Annotated in this window: 24 protein-coding genes and 2 tRNA genes; 11 read left to right on the top strand and 15 right to left on the bottom strand. The window is 65.6% G+C overall.

Going from position 1 to position 24,312, the window contains the following annotated elements:
- From AC1ME3_RS13720 to gap, 9 genes are all read right to left on the bottom strand, one after another.
- Nucleotides 1-1,014 (bottom strand): L,D-transpeptidase family protein, encoded by a 1,014-nt coding sequence (locus tag AC1ME3_RS13720; protein WP_480953578.1) that lies wholly within the window; start codon nt 1,012-1,014, stop codon nt 1-3.
- Between the two features lie 64 nt (nt 1,015-1,078).
- Nucleotides 1,079-1,768: a thiamine phosphate synthase gene (thiE, locus tag AC1ME3_RS13715; RefSeq protein ID WP_480953577.1), complete on the bottom strand. Its 690-nt coding sequence runs from the start codon at nt 1,766-1,768 to the stop codon at nt 1,079-1,081.
- Nucleotides 1,765-2,241, bottom strand: coding sequence for a hypothetical protein (locus AC1ME3_RS13710; protein ID WP_480953576.1), 477 nt, complete (start codon nt 2,239-2,241; stop codon nt 1,765-1,767). Before AC1ME3_RS13710 ends, thiE begins: the two co-directional genes overlap by 4 nt.
- Before the next feature lie 6 nt (nt 2,242-2,247).
- Nucleotides 2,248-3,168 (bottom strand): class I fructose-bisphosphate aldolase, encoded by a 921-nt coding sequence (locus AC1ME3_RS13705; RefSeq protein WP_480953575.1) that lies wholly within the window; start codon nt 3,166-3,168, stop codon nt 2,248-2,250.
- A 22-nt stretch (nt 3,169-3,190) separates the two neighbouring features.
- A complete protein-coding gene (locus AC1ME3_RS13700; protein ID WP_353464302.1) occupies nt 3,191-3,523 on the bottom strand; it encodes a type II toxin-antitoxin system PemK/MazF family toxin in 333 nt (110 codons plus the stop codon).
- Nucleotides 3,520-3,786 (bottom strand): type II toxin-antitoxin system RelB family antitoxin, encoded by a 267-nt coding sequence (gene relB, locus AC1ME3_RS13695; protein WP_093397274.1) that lies wholly within the window; start codon nt 3,784-3,786, stop codon nt 3,520-3,522. The genes AC1ME3_RS13700 and relB overlap by 4 nt, the downstream gene beginning before the upstream one ends.
- 48 nt (nt 3,787-3,834) lie before the next feature.
- Nucleotides 3,835-5,025: a phosphoglycerate kinase gene (locus tag AC1ME3_RS13690; protein WP_480953574.1), complete on the bottom strand. Its 1,191-nt coding sequence runs from the start codon at nt 5,023-5,025 to the stop codon at nt 3,835-3,837.
- Nucleotides 5,022-5,483, bottom strand: coding sequence for an MOSC domain-containing protein (locus AC1ME3_RS13685; RefSeq protein ID WP_480953573.1), 462 nt, complete (start codon nt 5,481-5,483; stop codon nt 5,022-5,024). Before AC1ME3_RS13685 ends, AC1ME3_RS13690 begins: the two co-directional genes overlap by 4 nt.
- Nucleotides 5,484-5,615: 132 nt before the next feature.
- Nucleotides 5,616-6,626, bottom strand: coding sequence for a type I glyceraldehyde-3-phosphate dehydrogenase (gap, locus tag AC1ME3_RS13680; RefSeq protein WP_480953572.1), 1,011 nt, complete (start codon nt 6,624-6,626; stop codon nt 5,616-5,618).
- A gap of 144 nt (nt 6,627-6,770) precedes the next feature.
- Here gap and AC1ME3_RS13675 point away from each other — a divergent pair, with 144 nt between their 5' ends.
- From AC1ME3_RS13675 to AC1ME3_RS13660, 4 genes are all read left to right on the top strand, one after another.
- Nucleotides 6,771-6,965, top strand: coding sequence for a hypothetical protein (locus tag AC1ME3_RS13675; RefSeq protein ID WP_181321090.1), 195 nt, complete (start codon nt 6,771-6,773; stop codon nt 6,963-6,965).
- Nucleotides 6,965-7,273, top strand: coding sequence for a cell division protein ZapA (locus AC1ME3_RS13670; RefSeq protein WP_056048487.1), 309 nt, complete (start codon nt 6,965-6,967; stop codon nt 7,271-7,273). Before AC1ME3_RS13675 ends, AC1ME3_RS13670 begins: the two co-directional genes overlap by 1 nt.
- Before the next feature lie 192 nt (nt 7,274-7,465).
- Entirely contained in the window at nt 7,466-7,999 is a 534-nt protein-coding gene (locus AC1ME3_RS13665) for a 5-formyltetrahydrofolate cyclo-ligase (protein ID WP_480953571.1), read from the top strand.
- Nucleotides 7,996-8,196 carry a DUF2842 domain-containing protein gene (locus AC1ME3_RS13660; protein WP_056048481.1) on the top strand — a complete coding sequence of 67 codons (201 nt, stop codon included), beginning with the start codon at nt 7,996-7,998 and terminating at the stop codon, nt 8,194-8,196. The genes AC1ME3_RS13665 and AC1ME3_RS13660 overlap by 4 nt, the downstream gene beginning before the upstream one ends.
- 295 nt (nt 8,197-8,491) lie before the next feature.
- Here AC1ME3_RS13660 and AC1ME3_RS13655 read toward each other — a convergent pair.
- The 4 genes from AC1ME3_RS13655 to AC1ME3_RS13640 all read right to left on the bottom strand — a co-directional run bounded on the left by AC1ME3_RS13655 (nt 8,492) and on the right by AC1ME3_RS13640 (nt 12,045).
- Nucleotides 8,492-8,568, bottom strand: a tRNA-Asp gene (locus AC1ME3_RS13655).
- 85 nt (nt 8,569-8,653) lie between these two features.
- Nucleotides 8,654-8,730, bottom strand: a tRNA-Asp gene (locus AC1ME3_RS13650).
- Nucleotides 8,731-8,784: 54 nt separating this feature from the next.
- Nucleotides 8,785-9,933 (bottom strand): AI-2E family transporter, encoded by a 1,149-nt coding sequence (locus AC1ME3_RS13645; protein ID WP_093398070.1) that lies wholly within the window; start codon nt 9,931-9,933, stop codon nt 8,785-8,787.
- A 360-nt stretch (nt 9,934-10,293) separates the two neighbouring features.
- The gene (locus AC1ME3_RS13640) at nt 10,294-12,045 is read right to left on the bottom strand and encodes a class I adenylate-forming enzyme family protein (RefSeq protein ID WP_480953570.1); all 1,752 of its coding nucleotides are present in this window, start codon (nt 12,043-12,045) and stop codon (nt 10,294-10,296) included.
- A 148-nt stretch (nt 12,046-12,193) separates the two neighbouring features.
- Between AC1ME3_RS13640 and AC1ME3_RS13635 the strand changes: the two genes are divergently transcribed.
- The 6 genes from AC1ME3_RS13635 to AC1ME3_RS13610 all read left to right on the top strand — a co-directional run bounded on the left by AC1ME3_RS13635 (nt 12,194) and on the right by AC1ME3_RS13610 (nt 20,330).
- Nucleotides 12,194-13,414: a serine hydrolase domain-containing protein gene (locus tag AC1ME3_RS13635; RefSeq protein ID WP_480953569.1), complete on the top strand. Its 1,221-nt coding sequence runs from the start codon at nt 12,194-12,196 to the stop codon at nt 13,412-13,414.
- 115 nt (nt 13,415-13,529) lie between these two features.
- Nucleotides 13,530-15,575, top strand: a complete 2,046-nt coding sequence (locus tag AC1ME3_RS13630) for a 3-hydroxyacyl-CoA dehydrogenase NAD-binding domain-containing protein (protein WP_480953568.1) — start codon at nt 13,530-13,532, stop codon at nt 15,573-15,575.
- A gap of 37 nt (nt 15,576-15,612) precedes the next feature.
- Nucleotides 15,613-16,917 carry an amidase family protein gene (locus tag AC1ME3_RS13625; protein WP_480953567.1) on the top strand — a complete coding sequence of 435 codons (1,305 nt, stop codon included), beginning with the start codon at nt 15,613-15,615 and terminating at the stop codon, nt 16,915-16,917.
- 4 nt (nt 16,918-16,921) lie between these two features.
- Entirely contained in the window at nt 16,922-18,103 is a 1,182-nt protein-coding gene (locus AC1ME3_RS13620) for an acyl-CoA dehydrogenase family protein (RefSeq protein ID WP_120300063.1), read from the top strand.
- 138 nt (nt 18,104-18,241) lie between these two features.
- Nucleotides 18,242-19,369 carry an acyl-CoA dehydrogenase family protein gene (locus AC1ME3_RS13615; protein WP_480953566.1) on the top strand — a complete coding sequence of 376 codons (1,128 nt, stop codon included), beginning with the start codon at nt 18,242-18,244 and terminating at the stop codon, nt 19,367-19,369.
- A 73-nt stretch (nt 19,370-19,442) separates the two neighbouring features.
- Nucleotides 19,443-20,330, top strand: coding sequence for an acyl-CoA thioesterase (locus AC1ME3_RS13610; protein ID WP_480953565.1), 888 nt, complete (start codon nt 19,443-19,445; stop codon nt 20,328-20,330).
- A gap of 9 nt (nt 20,331-20,339) precedes the next feature.
- Here the strand turns inward: AC1ME3_RS13610 and AC1ME3_RS13605 are convergent, their stop codons facing one another.
- Entirely contained in the window at nt 20,340-22,025 is a 1,686-nt protein-coding gene (locus AC1ME3_RS13605; RefSeq protein WP_480953564.1) for an amidohydrolase, read from the bottom strand.
- Nucleotides 22,022-22,876: an NAD(P)-dependent oxidoreductase gene (locus AC1ME3_RS13600; RefSeq protein WP_480953563.1), complete on the bottom strand. Its 855-nt coding sequence runs from the start codon at nt 22,874-22,876 to the stop codon at nt 22,022-22,024. Before AC1ME3_RS13600 ends, AC1ME3_RS13605 begins: the two co-directional genes overlap by 4 nt.
- Nucleotides 22,877-22,933: 57 nt before the next feature.
- Between AC1ME3_RS13600 and AC1ME3_RS13595 the strand changes: the two genes are divergently transcribed.
- On the top strand, nt 22,934-24,193 hold the full coding sequence (locus AC1ME3_RS13595; RefSeq protein ID WP_480953562.1) for a threonine ammonia-lyase: 1,260 nt from the start codon (nt 22,934-22,936) through the stop codon (nt 24,191-24,193).
- The last annotated feature ends 119 nt before the right edge of the window (nt 24,194-24,312 follow it).

Here is a 24,312-nt window from a genome sequence, read left to right as displayed (position 1 = left end):
TCAAGCCTGGAACACCGCCTTGGTTCCCGGCTTGATCATCATCGACAATCGCGCCGCATCCCAGTTGGTCAGGCGAATACAGCCATGGCTCTCCGCACGCCCGATCGTCTCGGGATTGGGCGTGCCGTGAATGCCGTAATGCTCCTTCGAAAGGTCCATCCAGACGACCCCGACCGGACCGTTCGGCCCCGGCGGCAGCATCTCCTTCTGCTGCCCCTTCTTCGCATCCCAGAACAACGCTGGGTTAAAATGGAACTTCGGGTTGTAATCGGAGCCCTTGATCGTCCACGTGCCGAGCGGCAGCGGGTCATGGCTCGACCCCATCGTCGCGGAGAATTGCGCGATCAGCTTGTCGTTCGCATCGAGCACGCGCAGCACGCCGTCCGACTTGTCGACCACGACATGATCCGCGTGCGGCTGCTTCGCATCGACGTTCAGCATGGTGAGCGTCGCGATCCAGTCGGGTTTTAGCTTCGGATCATAAGCGCGCGACGATGGCAGCGCGTTGGGGAACACGACCTTGGTGCCCGGCGCCAGCTTCGTCGTCGGCGAGTTCAGCGCGACGATCACCGCCGGCGTCGTGTGGAACATCTCGCCGAGCTTCTCCATGACATTCTTGTAGCCAAGCGATGGGAGTTCGGCCTGCTTGGCGGGATCCTTCGGGAACGGATTGACGAACGGCCCCGCCAGCATCTCGGGCGTCAGTGCGACCGTCACGGTCGGTCGCGCGGCGCGGTACGGATACAGCGCCTGTAACGTTCGCGCATCAGACTTGCCGGTAATCGGCAGCCCCTTCGCCTCCTGAAACCCCTTCAGCGCCGCGACCAGCGACTGCCCGCCACGCCCGTCGAGCACGCCCGGCCCGAAGCCGAGATGGTCGAGGATCACCTGCACGTGCAGGATGTTGCGATCGATCAGTACGGGCTTGGCCGGCGCTGTCTGCGCCAATGCGGGCGACGCGGCACCCAGCAGGCAGGCCGCAAGAACCGAAGCCTTCATCGCAAATGCCGTCATGCCATCATCCCAAACCGTTACGCTGCTGCATCAAACGGTCGGAACGACGGTTGTTTCCAACGGCTCAGCGCTTCGCGAGAACCTCGCCGAACGCCTTGATCGCAGCGACCTCGTCGCCACCCCAAACGGCGCTCGACACCGCAATGAAGTCGGCACCGGCGGCAACCAGCGGTGCGGCGTTTTCGGGCGTGATGCCACCGATCGCGACGCAGGGCATCTCGAACAGCGTCGACCACCAGGACAGGATCACCGGCTCGGCGGTATGCGTCGCGACCTTCGTCGTGGTCGGATAGAACGCACCAAACGCGACGTAGTCGGCCCCGGCCTCGCCAGCTTCCATCGCCAGATGACGGCTGCCATGACAGCTCACCCCGATCTGCGCATTTGGCCCTAGTTGCGCCCGCGCCTCACGCGGATCGCCATCGTCCTGCCCGAGATGCACGCCGTCCGCATCGAGCCGCTTCGCAAGCCCGATATCGTCGTTGACGATAAACGCGACGTCACGCTCAGCACAGATCGCGCGCAACGGCTCGCCCAGCGCGGCAGCCGCGTGCTGGTCGATATCCTTAACTCGAAACTGGAATGCCGCCACCGGCCCGGCGTCAAGAGCGCGCGCGAGACGCTCGGGGAAGTCGCCACCGACGTCCAGCGGCGACACCAGATAAAGCTGGCAAGCCGGCCGACGCATGTCGCGGCGGAAATTCTCGGCGAAATTGGGATCGAGCGGGCCCAGCGGATCTTCGAATTCGGTCATGTCCGCCCCCCTAGCCGGTTCAGCGCCACAGCGAAACCGGCTGGATCATCGAGCCGATGCGCAATCGTCGAAATCCGCCGCCGACCGACTACGATCGGCGTAGCGAGATCGACCACCGCGTTGGGATACGCGATCAACGCCAGGTTCAACACATGGCGCTGCTTCAATGTTGCTCCGTCGCAAGACGTTCGCAGCCCACCGATGTGATCGGTCGGAACGCTGACCGAGCGCAGCCGGCCGACCCGCATGAGCAGGCGGTCGCCATCGAGCAGCACCGGCATGCCGCGGAACGACCGCACGATCATCACGAGCCATACGATCCCGCACACCGTCACGATCGCGACGATGGCCGCGACCCATGGCCACCAGTGCGCCAACAATAAATGGACGACCACGAGTTCGACGCTCGACAGCCCAATCAGCACCCAGATCATCGGGGCGATCGCCTTGTGATAGGAGAACGCCCCGATCACAGAGCCTTATTCCTCGTTCTTGTAGATCCGGATGATCCGGTCGAGCATCGCCAGCGCCTCGTCGCGCGGACGCTGGAAGGTGTTGCGGCCGATGATCGAGCCGTTGCCGCCGCCGTCGCGAATGTCGCGCGCGTCCTGGAAGATCGCGTCCTCGCCCTTCGACGCGCCGCCCGAGAAAACGTTGATGCGACGCCCGGCAAAGCTCGACTGGACGACGTGCTTCACGCGATCCGCCTGCTTCGACCAGTCGGCGTTGGCGTAGAGTGGCTTGGCCTCCTTCTGCTCGATATGCGCGGTCGGCAGCTTGGTCTTGATGATGTGCGCACCGAGCAGTGCGGCCATGTGCGCGGCATAGGCACCGACGTCGAGCGCGAGCTCGCCGTCCTTGGTCAGCTCGCCGCCACGCGGATACGACCAGATCACCGTCGCGATGCCGACCGACTTCGCCTCTTCGCTCAGCTCGCGGATTTCCTCGACGAGGTCGAAGAACTGGTCCGCGCCCGGGTAGATCGTGAAGCCGATCGCCGCCGACCCGAGCCGCACCGCGTCCGAGACCGTCGCCGTCACCGCCTGGTCGATCGTCGTCGCCCAGCTGTTCGAGCTGTTGCACTTGAGGATCGTCGGGATCTGCCCGGCGAACGTATCCGCCCCCGCTTCGAGCATCCCGAGCGGTGCGGCATAGGCGCTGAGCCCGGCATCGATCGCGAGCTGGTAATGGTAATGTGGGTCGTACGCCGCCGGATTGACCGAGAAGCTGCGCGCCGGGCCATGCTCGAACCCCTGGTCGACCGGCAGGATCACGAGCTTGCCGGTGCCGCCAAGCTTGCCCTGCATCAGGATGCGCGCGAGGTTGGCCTTCACCGCCGAACTGGTGGCTTCATACTTGTCGAGAATGGTTTTGACTTGCGGCGTGATCGTGGATGTCATGGGTAAGTCCTCTCTCAGTATTTTAAAGTTCAAGCCATCGGCGCAGTGCCTGATCGACCGCAAACATGGTTTCGTTGGAAGCAGCACCGACCCGTCGACCGACGCGATGCCGCCAGACCGACTGCACCTTGTCGATACAGATCTCGCTCGGATTGAAGAGTCCCGTATCGGGATTTGCGGCGATCGGTATACGAAACATTCCGAGGCCGGCAAGCTGGCTGGTAATCAAACACACCGTCACGCTGTCATGGTCTTGCATGAACGCGTCGGTCTGAACGACGAGCGCCGGGCGCGGCTTGCTGGCAAAATCCCCCGCGTTGGCGTCGGCAATAGTAACAATATCACCGCGTTTCATTCGGCGGCATCACGGCGATTGCTGGCAGGCTCCGGATCATCCCAGGCAACACCCAACCGCTCCCATGCGTCGTCTTCTTCGGTCCAGCCAAGTGCCGCCGCCGCGAGCGACTGCCGCTTCGCCTCCGCCAGGAAAGCCTCGTCGTGGCGCTCGACATAGCGTCGCACGGCTTCGCGTGCGATATCGCTCTTGCTGCGCCCTTGGGTGCGCGCAACTGCCGCGAGTCGCTCTTCGAGTTCGCTATCGAGCCTGACGCCGAGCATCCGAGTCTCCGTTTAACATGTTAAACATAGCTTGGATGCGCGCGTAGTTCAACCGTGGAGCGCGGCCACCCCTGGAAGCGTCTTGCCTTCCATCCATTCCAGGAACGCGCCGCCTGCCGTCGATACAAACGTGAACGCGTCCGCGACGCCAGCGTGGTTGAGCGCCGCAACCGTATCGCCACCGCCGGCGACCGAGACGAGTGAACCGCCTTCGGTGAGGGCCGCAGCGGTCTTGGCGAGCGCGACGGTCGCCTTGTCGAACGGCGGCGTCTCGAACGCGCCGAGCGGGCCGTTCCAGACCAGCGTGCGGCAATTCTTGAGCACGTCGCCGAGCGACTCGACTGCGGCGGGGCCGACGTCGAGGATCATCTCGTCGGCGGCGACTTCGTGGACGTTGACGGTGCGGGTGGCGGGGTTCGGCTTGAACTCCTTCGCGACCACGACATCGTACGGCAGGTGAACCGTGCAGTTCGCCTTGTCCGCAGCTTCCATGATCTGTTCGCAAACGCTCGCAAGCTCATGCTCGCAAAGGCTTTTGCCGACATCGACGCCGCGTGCCGCGAGGAAGGTGTTCGCCATGCCGCCGCCGATGATCAGATGATCTACCTTGGTCACGAGATGCCGCAGCACGTCGAGCTTCGACGACACCTTCGCGCCACCAACCACGGCTGCGACCGGATGCTCGGGCTCACCGAGTGCCTTCTGGAGCGCGTCGAGTTCGGCTTCCATCGCGCGGCCGGCAAAGGCTGGCAGGACGTGCGCAAGGCCTTCGGTCGAAGCATGTGCGCGGTGTGCGGCGGAGAAGGCGTCGTTGACGTACAGGTCACCGAGGCTGGCGAACCGGGTCACCACCGCCGCATCGTTCGTTTCCTCGCCGCCGAAGAAGCGCGTGTTCTCCAGCACCGCGATATCGCCGGGCTCAAGCGTCGCGACAGCGTCATCTGCCCCTTCCCAATCGATGTAGCGGACTTCACGGCCGAGCACTTCGCTATACGGCTTCACGACCTGCGACAGCGAGAATTCAGGGCTCGGCACGCCCTTCGGACGACCGAAATGCGCTAGGACAAGGACGATCGCGCCCTTGTCGGCGAGTTCGCCAACGGTCGCTACGGTGGCGCGCAGACGGGTATCGTCGGTGACGCGACCCTCGGCCATTGGCACGTTGAGGTCTTCGCGCACGAGCACGCGCTTGCCCTGGACATCGCCCATATCATCGAGCGTCTTGAATGGCTTGGTCATGGTTCTTCGATCCTGATCTCATCACCGACGGCGATTCTGCCGCCCATCAAAACTCGGGCACAGGCCCCGCCCCGCCAGTCCGGCGTCAGCGCGGCGAACAATCCCGGCGCCAGTGCATCCATGCGGTCGCACGGATCGGTGTGGCGCGTCACCTCCAGCACGACGTCCGCGCCGATGCGGAGCCGCGTGCCGGGTATCTGGGGAAGGTCGAAGCCGTCGACCAGCAGATTGGCACGCCGTTCGTACCACGGAATATCGCGCCCGACTTCGGCCATCGCCGCGTCCCAGTCGCTACGTTCGAGCAACGTGACCTGCCGCCGCCCCTTGCCGCCGGGCTTCACGCGACCGCGGAAGTCGCCGTGCAGGCCAGCCTCGATTGTGATCTCGACATCGTCGATGACCTCCATCGGACCTTTAGCGCGGGCGTGGCGGGCGATACCGGCTATCGTGCCGATCATCGTGGAGGCCGGGGCCTGAGCCAACGCCCCCCCCCGTTCGTGTCGAGCGCAGTCGAGACACCATCTGTCACAGAAAACGACTTCTCGACTGCGCTCGAAGCGAACGGAACAGGAAACGCATAGATCGCGAGCTTAGATGAACTTCGCCATCGCAGTGGCCGTATCGACCATGCGGTTCGAGAAGCCCCACTCGTTGTCGTACCAGCTGACGACGCGAACCAGCTTGCCGTCGATCACCGCGGTTTCCAGGCTATCGATCGTCGACGACGCCGGGGTATGCTGGAGATCGATCGAGACGAGCGGCTCGTCCGACCAGTCGAGCACGCCGACCAGCGGGCCGCTCTCGGAGGCCGCCTTCAGCACCGCATTCACCTCTTCACGCGTCGTATCGCGCGACGGGGTGAAGGTCAGGTCGATCAGCGATACGTCCGGCACCGGCACGCGGATCGCCGAGCCGTCGAGCTTGCCCTTCAGCTCCGGCAGCACTTCGGCGACGGCGCGCGCGGCCCCCGTCGTGGTCGGGATCATCGACATCGCCGCAGCGCGTGCGCGACGCAGGTCAGGGTGGATCTGGTCGAGGATCTTCTGGTCGTTGGTGTAGGCGTGGACGGTCGTCATCAGGCCGCGCTCGATACCGATCGCATCGTTCAGCACCTTGGCGACGGGCGCGAGGCAGTTGGTGGTGCACGACGCGTTCGAGACGATCGTGTGCTCGGCGGTCAGCTTGTCGTGGTTGACGCCGTAGACGACGGTCAGATCGACGTTCTTGCCCGGTGCCGAGATCAGCACCTTCTTCGCGCCGGCATCAAGGTGCTTCTGGCAGCTCGCCTTATCAGTGAAGAAGCCGGTGCACTCAAGGACGATGTCGACGCCCAATTCCTTGTGCGGCAAATTCGCGGGATCGCGCTCGGCGGTGACGCGGATGCGCTTGCCGTCGACGACCAGCTCGTTGCCCTCGGCCGAAACCTCACCCGGATACTTGCCGTGGACGCTGTCGCGCTTGAACAGCCAGGCGTTCGACTTCGCATCGCCTAGATCGTTGATCGCGACGAGTTCGAGTGCGCCGTTCGACTGTTCGAGTACCGCACGGGCGACGAGACGGCCGATGCGCCCGAAACCGTTGATCGCAACCTTGACCGTCATTGCTGTTTCTCCGCTACGCCCGCGAGTCCGTTCCGGGCGCGCAGCCTTTGCGGGGCGGTGGGGCGCCCTGTCAACACCGTGGATGGTGATGGGTTTCGCCTAAACCGACTTGTCGCACCCCCCGTCCATGCTATCTCGCATGGCATGTCAGAAACACTTCCCGACGGACCAACTGCCGTCGAACGGATCGACGCCGCGATCGCACGGATCGAATCCGCCATTGCAGCCCGCACCGAAGCCGGCGACGCGCTCGCCAAGCGCCACGCCGCCCTCAAGGCGCGGATGGCCGAAGCCGTCGCCGCGCTCGACGATGTCATCACGCGCGGGAGCCCCAACTGATGGCCCAGGTCATGCTCGATATCGGCGGCCGTCCCCACGCCGTCGCCTGCCGTGATGGCGAAGAGTCGCGCGTGCGCCTGCTGGGCGCGATGGTCGCCGAACGCTGGGCGACTGCGGACCGCGCGGCTGGCGGTCTCAGCGCCGAGCGCGCGATGCTGTTCGTCGCGCTGATGCTCGCCGACGACCTCGACGAAGCCGCGCATCGCCCACCCGAAGGCTCCGCGGTCAGCGAGATCGCACTGACGCGGATCGCAGATCGTCTCGAAGGCCTCGCACAAGCCCTTGAGCTTAGTCCCCCCAACGCCTAGATTGGCTGTGGCGGGTTCTGCCCGGTACGAGCCTTTATTATCCCTGAGGCTATTCATCATCCATAGGGGGCTGTCCCTGTTAGGATCCTGGTCCGAAGCATATGGTCCCCACCTGACGTACCGTGCGTCAGTGGATAACCCGGCACACGGCCATGGTGGGCCCGCCACACCACCATTTTCCAAGGTCGCCGCATGACCGACAAGAGCGCGCTCAGAGCCTCGCTCCGCGCCGCGCGGGAAGCGCGCCCGCCGGTTGAGCTTCCGGTGCCGTCGGCGTTCTTGGCACGGCTGAAACCCGGACTGACGGTCGCCTCCTACGTCCCGTTCGGCGGCGAAGCGGAACCCTCACCCTTTGCGCGCGCTGCGGTCGATGCCGGATGCGTCATCGCCCTGCCCCATGTCGTCCGCCGCTCGCTGCCGATGCGCTTCCTGTCCTGGGCGACCGAGGCGGCGCTGATCGCCGGACCGTTCGGGTTGCACCAGCCCGCCGAAGACGCCGCCGAACTCGAACCCGACATTATCCTGACCCCGCTGGTCGGCTTCGATCGCAGCGGCAACCGGATCGGCCAGGGCGCCGGCTATTACGACCGCGCCTTCCTCGCGCACCCGAACGCCTGGCGCGTCGGGGTTGCGTTGTCTTTGCAGGAAGTCGACACGCTGACCCCAGACCCGTGGGACGTCCCGCTCCACGCCATCGCCACCGAATCAGACTGGATCACGCCATGACGCCAACCTGGCGCAAACCCGTCGGGATGCTCGGCATCCTGCTACTGATTCTGGTATGGTGCGTGGCTATCGTCAGCCTGTCGAACATCGTCGGCAGCTGGCACTGGCTGGGGCAACTGGTGTTCTACCTGTTCACCGGCCTGATCTGGATCGCGCCGCTGAAGCCGGTCTTGCGGTGGATGGAGCTTGGGCGGTAGCCCGGCCCCGACCGGCGTTTCCCTAATCCGGTGCGCTGCACCGCCCCCGGCTCCCTTGCCGTTCGTCCTGAGTAGCCATCGAGTAGCCGCGCAGCGGCGTATCGAGAGGGCGTATCGAAGGACAGGTTGGCGCGCGGAACGCATGCTTCGATACGAGCCCTCGATACGCTTCTGACGAAGCTACTCGGTCTCTACTCAGCACGAAAGGTGTAGGGGGAGATGGTCCTAACCAAGCGGCAGGACGGAATGCTCTCGGCATCCAAAACTTTGAAGGGTCTCGGCCACCCCGAACGGGTGGCGCGAGTGACGGGACTCGAACCCGCGACCTCCGGCGTGACAGGCCGGCGCTCTAACCAACTGAGCTACACCCGCATTCCCAATGACGAACCCTAGCGTCCCAAGGGACACGCGGGAAGGCTCGTCAAAACCTCAACACAATCTCGAACCACCTAAACGATGGCGCGAGTGACGGGACTCGAACCCGCGACCTCCGGCGTGACAGGCCGGCGCTCTAACCAACTGAGCTACACCCGCTGAAACAGCGTGGAGGCGGCAACTAGGCGAGGGTTCGGATACCGTCAACCCAAATTATCCGCCAGTTTCACGTTGTGCCTCGGGCGGGTCGCCACGACGGCGATTTCGCCCGGTCTTGGGCTGCACCAGCGTCCCGTGCTCGAATAGGAACCCGGCGATGTCGGGCTTGCCGGCGGCCTTCACGATCGTCTGGATGATGATCAGCAGCGGAACCGCGAGCAGTGCGCCCGACGTGCCCCACACCCATCCCCAGAAGCTCAGAGAGATCAGGATCAGCAACGGGCTGATCGTCAGCCGGTGCCCGACCACGAACGGCGTGATCGCGTTGGCCTCGACCAGGTGCAGCCCGTACATCAGCGCCGGCGGCAGCATCGCCATCCAGATGTCCGAGAACGTCATCAGCCCGCCCAGCGCGAGCAGGAACGCACCGATCACGGGCCCGAAATACGGGATGTAATTCAGCAGCGCGACGATCCCGCCCCACATCGCCGGATACGGCATGCCGATAAACCACAATGCGGTCCCGGTGACGATCCCGAGCACGATATTGATCAGCGTGATCGTGCCCAGATACGCAGATACGTCGTCGACGATGTCCTGGATCACACGAGCGGTCGCCATCGCCCCATCGAAGCTGGTCCGCCCGGTGATCGTCTGCCGCCGCATCCGCGTCCAGCCCGAGAGGAAGAAGAACACGATCAGCACGCCGAACAGGAATTGCACGATAACGGCCGGCGCCGACGTCGCGGCGAGTTCGAGGATCGAGCCCGGCGCGGCTACGCCTGCGGTCGCCGGCTGCTTGATCGGCGTCGACGCGACCTGCCGCAGTGTCTTGTTCACGTATTTCTCGAGACTTGAATACAGGTCGAGCAGCGGCGCGAGGTTGCTCTGGATCCGATCCAACCGTGTCGGCAACAGTCGAAAGAAGTCGGTCGCAGGGACAAGGATCGCGGCGATCGCGATGTTCGCGGCGATGAGGAAGACGAGGATGCACAGGATCGCTGCCAGAGGCGACGGCACATGCCGCCGCTCGAGCCACTCCAGCACCGGCACCAGCGCGACCGAGATCACGAGCGCGATGGTCAGCGGCAGGAAGAACTCCGCCCCCGATTTCAGCGCGAACGGCGTAGCGAGGATCAGACCGACACCCGCGGTCAGCGTCAACGCCGCGAGCAACCGATCCCGACGCTGCGCGATACGCATTGCATCCTCGACCCCGACCGCGATCGGCAACCCGAACGCACTTTCCGCCGGTGGACCTTCCGCGACAATGTCGTCCCTGCCCCCCGGCTGGTGCGTTTCCTGGCGAAGACCCTCGTCCGTCATGGCAATTCCTTTGCCACTCCCATCCCGTAATCCCGGCCGGCATTCAAGCGGCGCGCGGTCCCAGCGCGATGGAATTCCTAGAAAAGACCGCGTTATGTCCGATCATGTCTGGATCCCGAGACACCCGCTCTCCGTCATCCTAACGAAAGCCAGGACCCAGAGCCCATAAGCGCTACCTTCCGTTACTCCAGATCCTGACTTTCGTCAGGATGACGGAGCAGTATCAGGTACGGTCTCCTACGCCGACACCCCCACCCGGTCCTCGAACAGTACCTGGAGATCCTTCTTCAGGATCTTTCCGTTCGCGTTCCGCGGCAGAGTCTCGTGGACGAAGCGCACCGCCACCGGGGTCTTGAATGCCGCCAGATGTTGCCGCACCCAGCCCTGCAACTCTGCCTCGGTCGTCACTGCTCCCGGCGCCAGGTGCACCACCGCGGCCGGCTCCTCGCCGAGAATCCGGTGCGGGATGCCGATCAGTGCTGCGTCGGTTACTGCGGGGTGGGAGTATAGGACGTTCTCTACTTCGCTGGAGTAGATGTTTTCTCCGCCGCGGATTATCATGTCTTTTGCGCGGTCTACTATGTAGCAGAATCCCTCTTCATCGAGGCGGGCCAGGTCGCCGGTTCGGACCCAGCCGTCGACGAACGTCGAGGCGGTCGCGTCTGGCTTGTTCCAATAGCCTTTCACGATCATAGGGCCGCGTGCCCAGAGTTCGCCGACTTCGCCCAGAGGCATCTCCGTCACACCGTCGTCCGCCATGATCTTCAGGTCAGCAGCAGCCACCGGCGGCCCGGCGCTAGTCGGGCGGTTGAGATAGTCCTCTCCGCCGTGATGCGTGACGGTCGCCATCGTCTCGGTCATGCCCCAGCCATTGCCGGGCATCGCGCCGAACTCGGCATAGATGCGCTTCACCAGTTCGGGCGCCGCGGGCGCGCCGCCATAAGCGATCGATTCGAGCGACGAGAGGTCGTATTTCTTGCGGTCGGGATGCTCCAGAAGCTGCCACGCGATGGTCGGCACGCCACCGGTGATGTTGACCTTCTCGCGCTCGATGATCTCCATCGCGCGCACGGTGTCCCATTTCCGCATGAAGATCATCGTGCTGCCGGTCGCGATCACCCCCATCATCCCCGCCGAGCAGGCGGTGACGTGGAACAGCGGAATCACCGTCAGCGTCACACGCGGCGTCGGCTCGGGCGGCGCTTCGCCGCGGCGCAAGAATGAGCGCGCGGAGGAATAGCCGCCGGACATGATGTTCGACATCATGTTGCGGTGCGTGCCGAGCGCACCTTTCGGCGCGCCGGTGGTGCCGCTGGTGTAGAAGATCGTTGCATCGTCGTCGGGTGCGATCGTCGCTTCGGGGAGGCCGACATCGGGCAGCGCAGCCCAGTCGTGCGGGGTTCCGATCACGTCCTCCAGCCGCGTCACGATCCCCGTCAGCGGCTCCGCGGCGCGCGCGACGAACACGTGCTCCAGCGCCGGCAGCGTCGCGTAGGCCGCCTCCAGCCGGTGATGCCGCTCGTCGTCGGTGATCAGCACGCGCGCCCCCGAATCGGCTAGGCCGTATTCCATCTCCGCGCCGGTCCACCAGGCGTTGAGCGGCACCATGATCGCGCCGATGCTTGCGCCGGCAAAGAACGCGACCGGCCATTCGGGCAGGTTGCGCATCGCCAGCGCGACGCGGTCGCCGGGACCGATCCCCATCTCGCGCAACCGGTGCGCCAGCACCGCGATCGCACGAAAGTTCGCCTCGTAGGTGACGCGCTCGTCCTCATACGCGGTGAAGACCCGTTCGCCATGCGCCCGCGCCGCCTCGGCCAGCCAGCGCAGCGACGGCGGCGCGTTCTTCCAGATGCGCGTCTCGACGCCGTCGATCGTCAGCACCTCCATCTCGAACTTCGCGCCGGGGGCGGTCAGCATTCGCCCGGCATCGGCGAGCGACAACGCCGGCCAGGAGGGATCGAGTGCGATGATCGGTTCGCTTGCCAAGACCGGTTGACTCCAGAGTTGAATTTCGGGTTTGGCTTATCGCCTGTTCGAAGACAGGTTATAGTTGATTCCTGCCGCACTCAAGGCAATAGAGGCACCAAGTTCGAACTAGGGGTATGGAGCGGGTCATGACAGGGACGGCCGAATCGTGAAAATCGCTGAACCTGCCGCGCACGGCTTCGATGCGAGCCGGTTGGCGGCGATCGATACGCTGCTCCAGACGCGCTACATCGATTCGGGCAAGCTGCCGAACGCGCAATTGCTGATCGCGCGCGACGGCGAGATCGTCCATTTCTCGAATGCGGGCGCGGCGCGTGAGGGCGGCAAGAGCGTCGACGAAGGTTCGCTGTTCCGGATCGCATCGATGACCAAGCCGATCACCTCGGTCGCGTTCATGATGCTGGTCGAGCAGGGCCTCGTCGCGGTCGATACGCCGGTCCACCATGTGCTGCCCGAGTTCAAGGATATCGGCGTCTATGATGGCGGCGGTGGCGGCGTGCCGTTCGTGACCAGGCCGACCGCCGAGCCGATGCGGATGGTCGACCTGCTCCGCCACACCTCGGGGCTGACGTATAGCTTCCAGAACCGTTCGAACGTCGATGCCGCCTACCGCGAAGGCAAGATCGAGGGCTGGCATGGCGGATATGACCTCGACGGGTTCATCGGCGCGCTGGCGAAGATCCCGCTCGAATTCTCGCCCGGCACCGCTTGGAATTATTCGGTCGCGACCGACGTGCTCGGCGCGGTCGTGCAGCGGGTGTCGGGCCTGCCGCTCGACCAGTTCTTCCGGACGCGCATCTTCGCGCCGCTGAAGATGGACGACACCTTCTTCCAGGTTCCCTCCGACAAGCTCGACCGCCTGACGGACTGCTACACGCTCGCGCCGGGCAAGGGCCGCGTGATTTACGATCGCGGCGCGGAGAGTGCATGGAGCCGGCAGCCGAAGCTCGTTTCCGGCGGCGGGGGGCTCGTCTCGACCGCGCTCGATTATCACCGGTTCAATACGATGCTGCTCAACGGCGGCGAACTCGACGGCGCGCGCATCCTCGGACGCAAGACGCTGGACCTGATGACGCAGAACCACCTGCCCGGAAAATCGGATCTCGCAGCGATGTCGAAGTCGCTGTTCAGCGAGGCATCGAACGCGGGCACCGGCTTCGGGCTCGGGTTCGCGATCACCGACGACGTCGCGAAGACGATGGTGCCGGGGTCGAAGGGCGAGTTCTACTGGGGCGGGATGTTCTCGACCGCATTCTTCGTCGACCCCGTCGAGCGCCTGTCGATGGTGTTCATGACGCAGCTTTCGCCGAGCAGTTTCTATCCCATCCGCCGCGAGCTGAAGACGATGATCTACGCGGCGATGACCTGATCCCCCAACGGCCGTCATCCCGGCGGACGCCGGGACCCACGGCCGCACGCACACCGAATTTGGCTCTGGGTCCCGGCGTTCGCCGGGATGACGGGGCCGGCACCAGGAGACTATGATGACCCCGTCAACGAATACTGGCCCGATCCGCACCGAACGCCATGACGACGTGCTCGTCATCATCTCGAACAATCCTCCCGTCAACGCGCTCGGCGCCGCGGTGCGGCAGGGTCTCGAAGCCGCGATCAAGGAGGGCGTGAACGACGACAGCGTCACCGCGATGGTGATCCGCTGCGACGGGCGCACGTTCTTCGCGGGCGCGGACATCACCGAGTTCGGCAAGGAGATGGTCGAGCCCGGCCTGCCGACCGTCGTCGACATGATCGAGGCGTCGTCCAAACCCGTCGTCGCGGCGATCCACGGCACCGCGCTCGGCGGCGGGTGCGAAGTCACGCTCGGCTGCCATTACCGCGTTGCCGTCCCCTCGGCGAAGATCGGTACGCCCGAAGTGAAGCTCGGCCTGCTCCCCGGCGCGGGCGGCACGCAACGCATCCCGCGGATCGCCGGCGTGAAGCTCGCGCTGGAGATGACCGCGAAGGGCGATCCGATCTCGGCGAAGAAGGCGCTCGACGCAGGCCTGATCGACAAGATCGTCGGCGAGGATTCGCTCGAGGCCGATGCCGTCGCGTTCGCGCGCGAGATCGCGACCAAGCGCCCCCTGCCCCGCGCGTCCGAGAAGACGGCGCAGGCCGATTCCGACGCGGTCGCCGCGTTCAAAAAGGAGAATGCGCGTCGTTTCCGTAACTTCGACGCGCCGGCCGCGAACATCGCCTGCGTCGAGAAGGCCGCCGACGGCTCCAGCTTCGAGGAGGGCATCGCGTTCGAGCGCCAGGAATTCATGAAGCTGATGACCGGCGTTCAGTCGGCAGCCCAGCGCCACATCTTCTTCGCCGAACGCCAGGCCGCGAAGATCGACGACGTCCCCGCCGACACCAAGCTGCGCGAGATCAAGCGTGTCGGCGTGATCGGCGCGGGCACGATGGGCGGCGGCATCTCGATGAACTTCCTGTCCGCAGGCATCCCCGTGACGATCGTCGAGATGCAGCAGGACGCGCTCGACCGCGGCACCGGAGTCGTGCGGAAGAACTACGAGGCGACCGCCGCGAAGGGCCGGATAAAGCCGGAGCAGGTCGAGCAGGCGATGGGCGCGCTGAAGCCGACGCTCGACTTCGCCGATCTCGCCGAGTGCGACCTGATCATCGAGGCGGTGTACGAGACGATGGAGGTGAAGAAGGAGATCTTCACCAAGCTCGACGCGATCGCCAAGCCGGGCGCGATCCTGGCGTCGAACACCTCGTATCTGGACATCGATGCGATCGCGGCGTGCACTAAGCGGCCACAGGACGTGGTCGGGATGCACTTCTTCTCGCCGGCCAACGTGATGAAATTGCTGGAGGTCGTGCGCGGAGACAAGACCGCTGACGACGTGCTCGCGACCGTCATGGCGCTCGCGAAGAAAATCAAGAAGGTCGCCGTGGTGGCGGGCGTCACCTACGGCTTCATCGGTAACCGCATGCTGATGCCGCGGCAGGTCGAGGCGACCAAGCTGCTGCTGGAAGGCGCGAGCCCGGAGCAGATCGACAAGGTCCATGTCGCGTTCGGGATGCCGATGGGGCCGTTCCAGATGAGCGATCTGGCGGGCGTCGACATCGGCTGGCACCGCGATCCGAGCCGGATCGAGAACATCCGCGATGCGCTGGCTGCGGAGAACCGCTGGGGCCAGAAGACCAAGGCGGGTTTCTACGACTACGACGAGAAGCGGACGCCGTCGAACTCGGCACGGGTGACCGAGATCATCGACGATTTCCGCAAGAAATCGGGCGTGACGCCGCGCGAGATCAGCGACGAGGAGATCGTCGTGCGGACGCTCTACACCATGGTCAACGAAGGCGCGCTGATCCTCGAAGAGGGCAAGGCGCAGCGCGCGTCGGACGTCGATGTGGTCTGGATCTACGGCTATGGCTGGCCGGTGTACCGCGGCGGGCCGATGTTCTGGGCGCAGTCCGAGGGCTTGCCGAAGGTCGTCGCGGGGCTCGAGAAATACGGGTTCCCGGTGGCGAAGTCGCTGAAGGACGCGGCGGCATCGGGTGGTCGACTGAAGTGATCGGTCGCGGTCGTTTCTTGCCGGTAGTCGATCGCTGATGGAGCGTTCCGCGCTTCAGACGGCGGCTGCGATCCGTGCGGGCGAGACGACCGCGCTCGCCGAGTGCGAGGCGGCGATCGCGCGGATCGAGGCTCACGACGGTGCGATCAACGCCGTCGTCGTCCGCGATTTCGCGCGGGCGCGGGAGGCTGCACGCGCACTCGATGCGGAAGGGCCCGATGACCGGCCGCTGTTCGGCGTGCCGATGACGGTCAAGGAATCCTTCGACGTCGCCGGCCTACCGACCAGCTGGGGCGTCGGGGTCCACCGCGACAATATCGTCGACCGCGATGCCGTGGCCGTAACCCGGCTGAAGGCAGCGGGCGCGGTGATCCTCGGCAAGACCAACGTGCCGGTGCGGTTGAGCGACTGGCAGGCGGACAACCCGATCCATGGCCGGACGAACCATCCCATCGATCCGACGCTGACGCCCGGCGGATCGTCGGGTGGTGCCGCGGCGGCGCTCGCGTCGGGGATGGTACCGCTCGAGCTCGGCTCCGATATCGGCGGCTCGATCCGCGTGCCGGCCGCGTTCTGTGGCGTCTGGGGGCACAAGCCGACCTATGGCGCCTTGTCCGATATCGGCCACCGCGTGCCCGGCACCGACGGGGCGAGCGCGGCTCTCGGCGTCATCGGTCCGCTCGCGCGTAATCCCCAGGATCTGGCCGTTGCGCTGGACATCCTCGCCGACGTCCCCTTGCCGCGCGCGACCGTCGATTTAGCCCGACCACGCATCCTGCTGCTCACCGCGCATCCCTCGGCACGCGTCGATTCGTCGATCGTCGGCGCGATCGGGCGCGTTGGTGAAGCCCTCGCCGCGGCCGGCGCCATCATTTCAAGCGCACCCCCGCCGATCGACCTCGCCGCGCAGCATGCCGACTATATGCGCATGCTCGGCATCGCGATGACCCGCGGCGGGCCTGCGCGCGATGGCAAGGTCGCGACGCTGTCGCACTGGTTCGACCTGCTCGATTCGCAGGCGCGGTTGCAACGCGCCTGGGGTGCGCTGTTCGAGCAGTTCGACGCGGTGATCGCGCCGGCCAGCGGCGTGAACGCCTTCCCGCACATCGCCGAGCGCAACGTCGCGCGGCGCACGCTGTCGATCGACGGCGAGGATACCCCGTTCGGCGTCCAGTTCGCCTGGGCCGGGCTCGCCACCTTCCCCAATCTGCCCGCGACCAGCGTGCCCGTCGGGATCGACCCGCGCGGCCTGCCGATCGGCGTGCAGGTCATCACCAACCGTTACCGCGACCACGACGCGATCGCCGTCGCCGCGCTGTGCAACCGATTAAGCAGGAGCTGATCCGATGTCCGACCTCGACACTTTCCGGTCCGAAACCCGCGCCTGGCTCGCGGAGAATTGCCCGCCCGAGATGCGCAAGCCGGTGCGCTCGGAGGACGACGTCTGCTGGGGCGGGCGCCAGTTCAAGCCGTCGTCGCCGGCGCAGAAGGAGTGGCTCGACAAGATGGCCGCCAAGGGCTGGACCGTGCCCGACTGGCCCAAAGCCTATGGTGGCGGTGGGTTGTCGCCTGCGGAGACGAAGATCCTGCGCGAAGAGATGGCGGCAATAAAGGCGCGCAACCCACTCAACTCGTTCGGGATTTCAATGCTCGGGCCGGCATTGCTCAAATACGGCACCGAGGAGCAGAAGCTCGATCACCTGACCAAAATCGCGCGCGGCGAGATCCGCTGGTGCCAGGGGTATTCGGAGCCGAATGCGGGGTCCGACCTTGCCGGGCTCGCGACCTCGGCAGAGGACAAGGGCGACCATTACCTCGTCAACGGGCAGAAGGTGTGGACCTCGTACGCCGACAAGGCCGACTGGATCTTCTGCCTCGTCCGCACCGACAAGACGTCGAAGCAGGGCGGGATCAGCTTCGTGCTGTTCGACATGGCCTCGCCGGGCGTGTCGACCAAGCCGATCCTGCTGATCAGTGGCAATTCACCATTCTGCGAGACGTTCTTCGACAATGTCGAGGTGCCCAAGGTCAACCGCGTCTACGAGGAGAACAAGGGCTGGGACGTCGCGAAATACCTGCTTGGGCATGAGCGCGAGATGATCTCGGGGATGGGGCTGGCGTCGAGCGGCGGCAACCCGCTGATCGACGGGGCGATCGCGACCGTCGGGCTTGGGCATGACGGGCGGCTGGCGGATCCGTTGCTGCGTGCGTCGATCGCGTTGTTCGAGGTTCGGGCTAAGGCGTTCGGGGCGATGTCCGAGCGGTTCATCGACGAGCTGAAGGCGGGCAAGGCGCACCCTGCCCAGCCGAGCATGATGAAATATTACGGGACCGAGCTGAACAAGGGTCGGTACGAATTGATGATGGCGGCAGGCGGGTCGGATGCGCTCGAATGGGACAGCGATCGGTCGCGTGGCGGAGCGATCCCGCGGTCGTGGCTGCGGACCAAGGCGAACTCGATCGAGGGCGGGACGAGCGAGATCCAGCTCAACATCATCGCCAAGCGGATTTTGGAATTGCCGGCGTAATTCCCTCGCCCCTTCGGGGAGAGGGTGCCGCAGCGAAGCGCAGGCGGGAGAGGGGCAGTGAGGCTCGGACGATCCGACCCAACAGCCCCTCTTCCCGACCCTCTCCCCGTCGGGGCGAGGGAGCAGAAGGACGAAGACATGCCACTGTATCTAGACGACGACCAGACCGTCCTTCAGGACACCATTCGCGATTTCGTGGCGGAGCACGCGCCCGTGAGCCACATGCGGGCGTTGCGCGATGCCAACGACGCGACCGGTTTCTCGCGCGACCTGTGGAAGCAGTTCGCGGAGATGGGCTTTACCGGCATCCTGATCGGTGAGGACCAGAGCGGGCTCGGGCTCGGGCATGTCGAGGCGGGCGTGGTGCTGGAGGAGATCGGGCGCAACCTGTCCCCCTCCCCGTTCCTTTCCACTGCGGTCGCGGCGGTCGAGGCGCTCAAGGGCACGGGGCAGGCCGAGCGGTGGTTTCCAGGGATCATCGCCGGCGAGACCGTCGCGGCGCTGGCGATCGACGAGGGCGCCAAGCATCGCGATACGGTCGGAATGACCGCCGAACGCTCGGGCAACGGGTTCAAGCTGACCGGCGCCAAGCGGTTCGTCACGCACGGCCACACCGCGGATCTGATCATCGTCGCTGCGCGTACCGGGGGTAGTGCCGACGACACGGACGGCATCACGCTGTTTGCGGTGCCGAAGGATGCTGCCGGGCTGACCGCGAATGCTGAGCGTCTGGCTGATTCGAGCTTGGCTGCACGGCTCGAGTTCGAGGGAGTCGAGGTCGATGCGGATGCGGTGATCGGTGAGGTCGATGCGGGGCGCACGCCTCTCGACCGCCTGCTCCGCGCAGGGCGGACCGGCGCTTCGGCGGAACTGCTCGGCGTCGGCGGCGGGGCGATGGACATGACGATCGGCTACATGAAGGAGCGCAAGCAGTTCGGGACGTTGATCGGCAGCTTCCAGGCGCTCCAGCACCGTGCCGCGCATCTGTATTCGGAGATGGAGGTGGCGCGGGCCGCCGTTCTCAAGGCGCAGCAATTGCTCGACCAGGGCAGCGATCGCGCGGACGAGGCGGTGTCGGTGGCCAAGGCGATGACCGCGCTGGCGACGACGCTGAGCGTGCAGGAAGGCGTGCAGATGCATGGCGGGATCGGTATGACCGACGAATACGATATCGGCTTCTACATGAAGCGCGCGCGGGTGCTGGCGGAGATGTTCGGGGATGCGAACTTCCACGCGGATCGGCTGGCCGTAGCCGCGGGGTATTGACCGTAGGGTGCGCCCCCGCGAAGGCGGGGCCCCAGTCTGGGCACTCGCCTCCGCGGGTGAACACGGAGGTCAGATGAGCTTGGATACTGCCGATACGTCGCCCGAAGCACTCGCGCAGGGTCTCGTCGACCTGCTCGAGATCGAGGAGGTCGATACCGATCTCTATGTTGGGAGGCGCCAGCCGGGCGGGGTCGGTCGCGTGTTCGGGGGGCAGGTCATCGCGCAGGCGTTGCAGGCCGCGCAACGCTCGACCGAAAGCCCCAAGGCGGCACATTCGCTGCACGCGTATTTCATGCGGCCGGGGAACGAGGACTATCCGATCGTCTACCGCGTGGTGCGCGACTTCGAAGGACGGAGCTTCGCCACTCGGCGCGTGATCGCGATGCAGAAGGGGCAGCCGATCCTCAACATGGCGGCGTCGTTCCAGACGCCCGAGGACGGACTTCATCATCAGGATTCGATGCCCGATGTCGCGCCGCCCGAAGACCTGCGCTCCGATCGCGAACTGCGCCTGGAGAGCATCGACGGCATCCCCGAGAAGTTCCGCGCGCACATGCTGCGCCAGCGGCCGATCGAGATCCGTCCGGTCAATCCGCGCAGCTGGATCGAGCCCGTTCCGCAACCCGCAGCGCATGCCAACTGGTTCCGCTTGGTCGCGCCGATCGGCGACGACCCGGCAATGCACCGTGCGATCCTGTCCTATGCGTCGGACATGGCGCTGCTAGGTACCGCGCTGCTGCCGCACGGCGTCAACTGGATCACGCCGGGGCTGCAGACCGCGAGCCTCGATCATTCGCTGTGGCTGCACGAGGACTTCCGCGCCGACGACTGGCTGCTCTACGCCTGCGACGCGCCGTGGTCCGGCCATGCCCGCGGGTTCAACCGCGGGCGTATCTTCGCGCGCGACGGCCGGCTCGTCGCCAGCGTCGCGCAGGAGGGGCTGATCCGGATGCGCCAGTAACCCGCGCGGTTACTGTCGCGCCCAGACCTTCTCGCCACCGATCCACGTCTCGCTGACCTTGGTCGCGCGCAGGTCTGTCGGCGAGGCCATCGTCGGATCGCGGTCGACAACGATGAAGTCCGCACGCTGGCCCGGCGCGAGCGCACCGAACTGCTTCTCGGCGAACCCTGCATAAGCGGCCGCACCGGTCATCGCCCACCACGCCTGTTCGCGCGTGACGAGTTCCTGCGGCTGCCAGCCACCCTGAGGCTGCCCTTCGGCGTCCTGGCGCGTGAACGCCGCCGCCCAGGTTGCGAAAGGATCCGGTTTCTCGACCGGAAAGTCGGTGCCGAACGCAAGCTTGGCGCCGTTGGTCAGCATCGATTTCCACGCATAGGCGCCCGCCAACCGGTTCGGTCCAAGCCTCGCCTCGGCCATCGTCCGGTCGCTGGTTTCGTGCGTCGGCTGCATCGACGCGATCGTGCCGAACTTGCCGAAGCGCGGCAGATCCTCGGGCGCGACGATCTGTGCATGCTCGATCCGCCAGCGACGATCGCCGGTGTACGTTTCACTCTCGACCTGGATCGCGTCGAGCACCATCTGATTGGCCCTGTCGCCGATCGCGTGGACCGCGACCTGATAACCGTCCATCGCCGCACGGCTCATCTGGTTCTGCAACTGGTCGTCGGTCAGGAAACCGAGCCCCGACTGGCCGGGCGCATCGGTATAGGGCTTGAGCAACCACGCACCGCGCGAGCCGAGTGCACCATCGGCATACAATTTCACGCCACCCATCCGGAGGTGGTCGCTGTACAGCCACGGCGTCGGCCCCTTGCCGCCGATCCGGCTCGCGGTCTCGACGCCCATCGCATAGCTCATGATGCGGACGCGAAGCCCGCCGATGTCCGCCATCCGGCGATAGGTGAGCCAGTCGTCGAGCGTCGTGCCCATGTCGGCGACCGCGGTCACGCCGTAGCCAAGCAGGATACGTTGCGCCGTCAGGAACGCGGCATCGCGCTCTTTGGGCAGTGGCTGCGGCACGACCTTCTCGATCAGTCCTTGCGCGCCGTCGACGAACACACCCGCGGGCGCGCCGCCGGTCTTCTCGATCCGCCCGCCCGCCGGAGATACGGTCGAGCTGGTGACCCCGGCCTCGCGCATCGCCTCGCGGTTCGCCCAGCCAGCGTGCCCGTCCGCGCGCGACAGCCAGATTGGGTGGCCGCCGGAGACGGACTCCAGGTCGGCGGCGGTCGGGAAACGACCCAGCCCCCACGCCTCCTGGTTCCAGCCGCGGCCCAGGACCCATTTGCGATCGGGATTGCCGGCAATGTAGGCGGCGATCCGCGACTTCGCCTCGTCGAGCGACTTGGTCATCGACAGATCGAGCGACAGCGCGCCAAAGCCCATCTCGATCACATGGCCATGCGCGTCGACGAAGCCCGGCAACACGGTCTTGCCGCCCATGTCGACGCGCCAGTCGTACAGCGGCTTGCCGGCGTTTTTCTTAAGTTCCTTGCGGCTTAGCTTCGGTGCTTCCTCGCCGGGAGGGACGAGACGCGTGACGCGACCATCCTTGTCGACCAGGATCGCCTTGAAGTGGATCACGCGTCCGCCGTCCGTAATGGTGACACCGTTGACGTTGTCGACGATCCCGTCGGCAAGCGCGGCGGTCGGGAGCAGCGCGACGACCGCTGCGGAGATCAGGTAACGCTTCACTTCGGCAATCTCCGTACCAGCGCGCTCGTATCCTGGCGGGCGCCGCCCATTGCCTGAACATCGGCGTAGAATTGATCGACCAGAGCCGCGACCGGCATTACAGCGCCGTTGCGCCGCGCCTCGTCTAGGGCCAGCCCGAGATCCTTGCGCATCCAGTCTACCGCGAAACCGAAGTCGAACTCGTCCTTCGCCATCGTCGGCCAGCGATTGACCATCTGCCAGCTCTGCGCCGCACCGCCCGAGATCGCCTCGAACACCTTGTCGAGATCGAGGCCGGAATTCTGCGCGAACCGCAGCGATTCGGCGACGCCCTGAATCACGCCGGCGATCGCGATCTGGTTGCACATCTTGGTGGTCTGGCCCGCGCCCGCCTCGCCGACGTGGACGATGCGCGCTGCATAGGCCTGCATGAAGAGTTCGGCCTTCGCCATCGCTTCGGCCGAACCGCCGCACATGATCGAGAGCTTGCCGTTCTCCGCGCCAGCCTGTCCGCCCGATACCGGTGCGTCGACTACCAGCGCACGCTCACCCGCGAGGCGCCGCGCGATCGAGGCCGAGACGGTGGTGTGATCGACGAACACGGCGTCGTCGCGCATCGCCGCGAACGCGCCGTCCTCGCCTAAAGTGACCGAGGCCAGATCGTCGTCGTTGCCGACGCACGTGAACACCGCTTCGGCGTCCTTCGCTGCGGCGGCCGGCGTGTCGGCAACCTTGCCGCCATATTTATCGGCCCATGCCAACGCCTTGGCCTCAGTCCGATTATAGACGGTGACGTCGTGCCCTGCCGCGGCGAGGTGTCCCGCCATCGGCGCGCCCATGACGCCGGTTCCGATGAATGCCAGTTTTGCCATAGCGTCCGCGCATAAGCGGTGTTTCCCATGCGCGCCAGATGGTCTAGCGGGTCGGGCATGGCTACCCACGCTGCCGTAGCGGCACCCACCCTCCCCGTCTCGATCGACGACGTCCGCGTCGCGCATGAGCGAATCCGCGACTCGATCGTCCGCACCCCGACGCTGGTCAGCAAGACGCTGAGCAAGATGACTGGCGCGACGGTGTATCTGAAGTTCGAGAACCTTCAGTTCACCGCGGCGTACAAGGAGCGGGGCGCGCTCAACACGCTGTTGCAGCTGTCGGCCGAAGCGCGCGCCAAGGGCGTCATCGCTGCGTCGGCGGGCAATCACGCGCAGGGCCTCGCCTATCATGCTAACCGGCTCGGCATTCCGACGACGATCGTGATGCCGACCAACACGCCGACCGTGAAGGTCATGCAGACCGAAGGGCACGGTGCCAACGTCGTGCTGCACGGCGAGACGTTCGACGCAGCCTATGCGCACGCCCGTATCCTGGAGGGCGAGTGCGGCTTCACCTTCGTCCACCCGTTCGACGATCCGCGCGTCATTGCTGGGCAAGGCACCGTCGCGATCGAGATGTTGGAGGACGTGCCGCAGCTCGATACTCTAGTCATCCCGATCGGTGGCGGCGGGCTGATCTCGGGCATGTCGACGGTAGCGCGCGCGTTGAGCGAAGCGCCGGGCGGACACCCGATCGAGGTCGTCGGCGTACAGGCCGAGCTGTTCCCGTCGATGTACAACCGCATCAACGGCACGGACATGGCGTGCGCCGGCGATACGCTGGCCGAGGGCATCGCGGTCAAGGAGCCGGGCGCGATCACCTCGAAGATCGTTGCCGAGCTGGTCGATGACATCGTTCTTGTCAGCGAGCGCAGCCTGGAAGAGTCCGTCAGCCTGTTGCTCCAGATCGAGAAGACGGTCGTCGAGGGTGCGGGTGCCGCCGGGCTCGCCGCGCTGCTGTCGCATCCCGAGCGGTTCGCGGGGAAGACCGTCGGGATCGTTCTGTGCGGCGGCAATATCGATACGCGGTTGCTCGCCAACGTGTTGCTGCGCGATCTGGCGCGGTCGGGGCGGCTCGCGCGGTTGCGGATCCGGTTGCAGGACAAGCCGGGTGCGCTGTTCCATGTCGCGCGGATCTTCGACCAGGAACGCGTCAACATCATCGAGATCTATCACCAGCGCGTCTTCACGACGTTGCCGGCAAAGGGGCTCATCACCGACATCGAATGCGAGCTTCGCGACCGAGCGCATCTCGATCGGCTGGTGGGGGCACTGCGGGCTGGCGGGTACGAAACGTCGACCGTCGAGCTGGCATAATCCCATTCTGATACGGTGATTTACCGCGTTAACCGACATTCGTGGTAAACCGATTGCACGTCGCCACAGGGCGGCCATATACGGGGCGACGCGGCTGATCGCGCCTGCCTGAAGGACTT

The sequence above is a fragment of the Sphingomonas sp. BL2 genome (genome assembly GCF_056680015.1).
The sequence above is the reverse complement of the archived record's forward strand: the minus strand, read 5'-3'. Positions and strand labels throughout refer to the sequence as shown.

What these genes read in the sequence shown, in the direction of transcription:
- gap (WP_480953572.1), bottom strand. Translation starts at nt 6,626, where the DNA reads ATGACGGTCAAGGTTGCGATCAACGGTTTCGGGCGCATCGGCCGTCTC.
- AC1ME3_RS13630 (WP_480953568.1), top strand. Translation starts at nt 13,530, where the DNA reads ATGACCCCGTCAACGAATACTGGCCCGATCCGCACCGAACGCCATGAC.
- AC1ME3_RS13615 (WP_480953566.1), top strand. Translation starts at nt 18,242, where the DNA reads ATGCCACTGTATCTAGACGACGACCAGACCGTCCTTCAGGACACCATT.
- relB (WP_093397274.1), bottom strand. Translation starts at nt 3,786, where the DNA reads ATGCTCGGCGTCAGGCTCGATAGCGAACTCGAAGAGCGACTCGCGGCA.
- AC1ME3_RS13600 (WP_480953563.1), bottom strand. Translation starts at nt 22,876, where the DNA reads ATGGCAAAACTGGCATTCATCGGAACCGGCGTCATGGGCGCGCCGATG.
- AC1ME3_RS13720 (WP_480953578.1), bottom strand. Translation starts at nt 1,014, where the DNA reads ATGACGGCATTTGCGATGAAGGCTTCGGTTCTTGCGGCCTGCCTGCTG.
- AC1ME3_RS13690 (WP_480953574.1), bottom strand. Translation starts at nt 5,025, where the DNA reads ATGACCAAGCCATTCAAGACGCTCGATGATATGGGCGATGTCCAGGGC.
- AC1ME3_RS13660 (WP_056048481.1), top strand. Translation starts at nt 7,996, where the DNA reads ATGACGCCAACCTGGCGCAAACCCGTCGGGATGCTCGGCATCCTGCTA.
- AC1ME3_RS13595 (WP_480953562.1), top strand. Translation starts at nt 22,934, where the DNA reads ATGGCTACCCACGCTGCCGTAGCGGCACCCACCCTCCCCGTCTCGATC.
- AC1ME3_RS13700 (WP_353464302.1), bottom strand. Translation starts at nt 3,523, where the DNA reads ATGAAACGCGGTGATATTGTTACTATTGCCGACGCCAACGCGGGGGAT.
- AC1ME3_RS13675 (WP_181321090.1), top strand. Translation starts at nt 6,771, where the DNA reads ATGTCAGAAACACTTCCCGACGGACCAACTGCCGTCGAACGGATCGAC.
- AC1ME3_RS13620 (WP_120300063.1), top strand. Translation starts at nt 16,922, where the DNA reads ATGTCCGACCTCGACACTTTCCGGTCCGAAACCCGCGCCTGGCTCGCG.
- AC1ME3_RS13705 (WP_480953575.1), bottom strand. Translation starts at nt 3,168, where the DNA reads ATGACATCCACGATCACGCCGCAAGTCAAAACCATTCTCGACAAGTAT.
- thiE (WP_480953577.1), bottom strand. Translation starts at nt 1,768, where the DNA reads ATGACCGAATTCGAAGATCCGCTGGGCCCGCTCGATCCCAATTTCGCC.
- AC1ME3_RS13670 (WP_056048487.1), top strand. Translation starts at nt 6,965, where the DNA reads ATGGCCCAGGTCATGCTCGATATCGGCGGCCGTCCCCACGCCGTCGCC.
- AC1ME3_RS13645 (WP_093398070.1), bottom strand. Translation starts at nt 9,933, where the DNA reads ATGCGTATCGCGCAGCGTCGGGATCGGTTGCTCGCGGCGTTGACGCTG.
- AC1ME3_RS13665 (WP_480953571.1), top strand. Translation starts at nt 7,466, where the DNA reads ATGACCGACAAGAGCGCGCTCAGAGCCTCGCTCCGCGCCGCGCGGGAA.
- AC1ME3_RS13610 (WP_480953565.1), top strand. Translation starts at nt 19,443, where the DNA reads ATGAGCTTGGATACTGCCGATACGTCGCCCGAAGCACTCGCGCAGGGT.
- AC1ME3_RS13685 (WP_480953573.1), bottom strand. Translation starts at nt 5,483, where the DNA reads ATGATCGGCACGATAGCCGGTATCGCCCGCCACGCCCGCGCTAAAGGT.
- AC1ME3_RS13625 (WP_480953567.1), top strand. Translation starts at nt 15,613, where the DNA reads ATGGAGCGTTCCGCGCTTCAGACGGCGGCTGCGATCCGTGCGGGCGAG.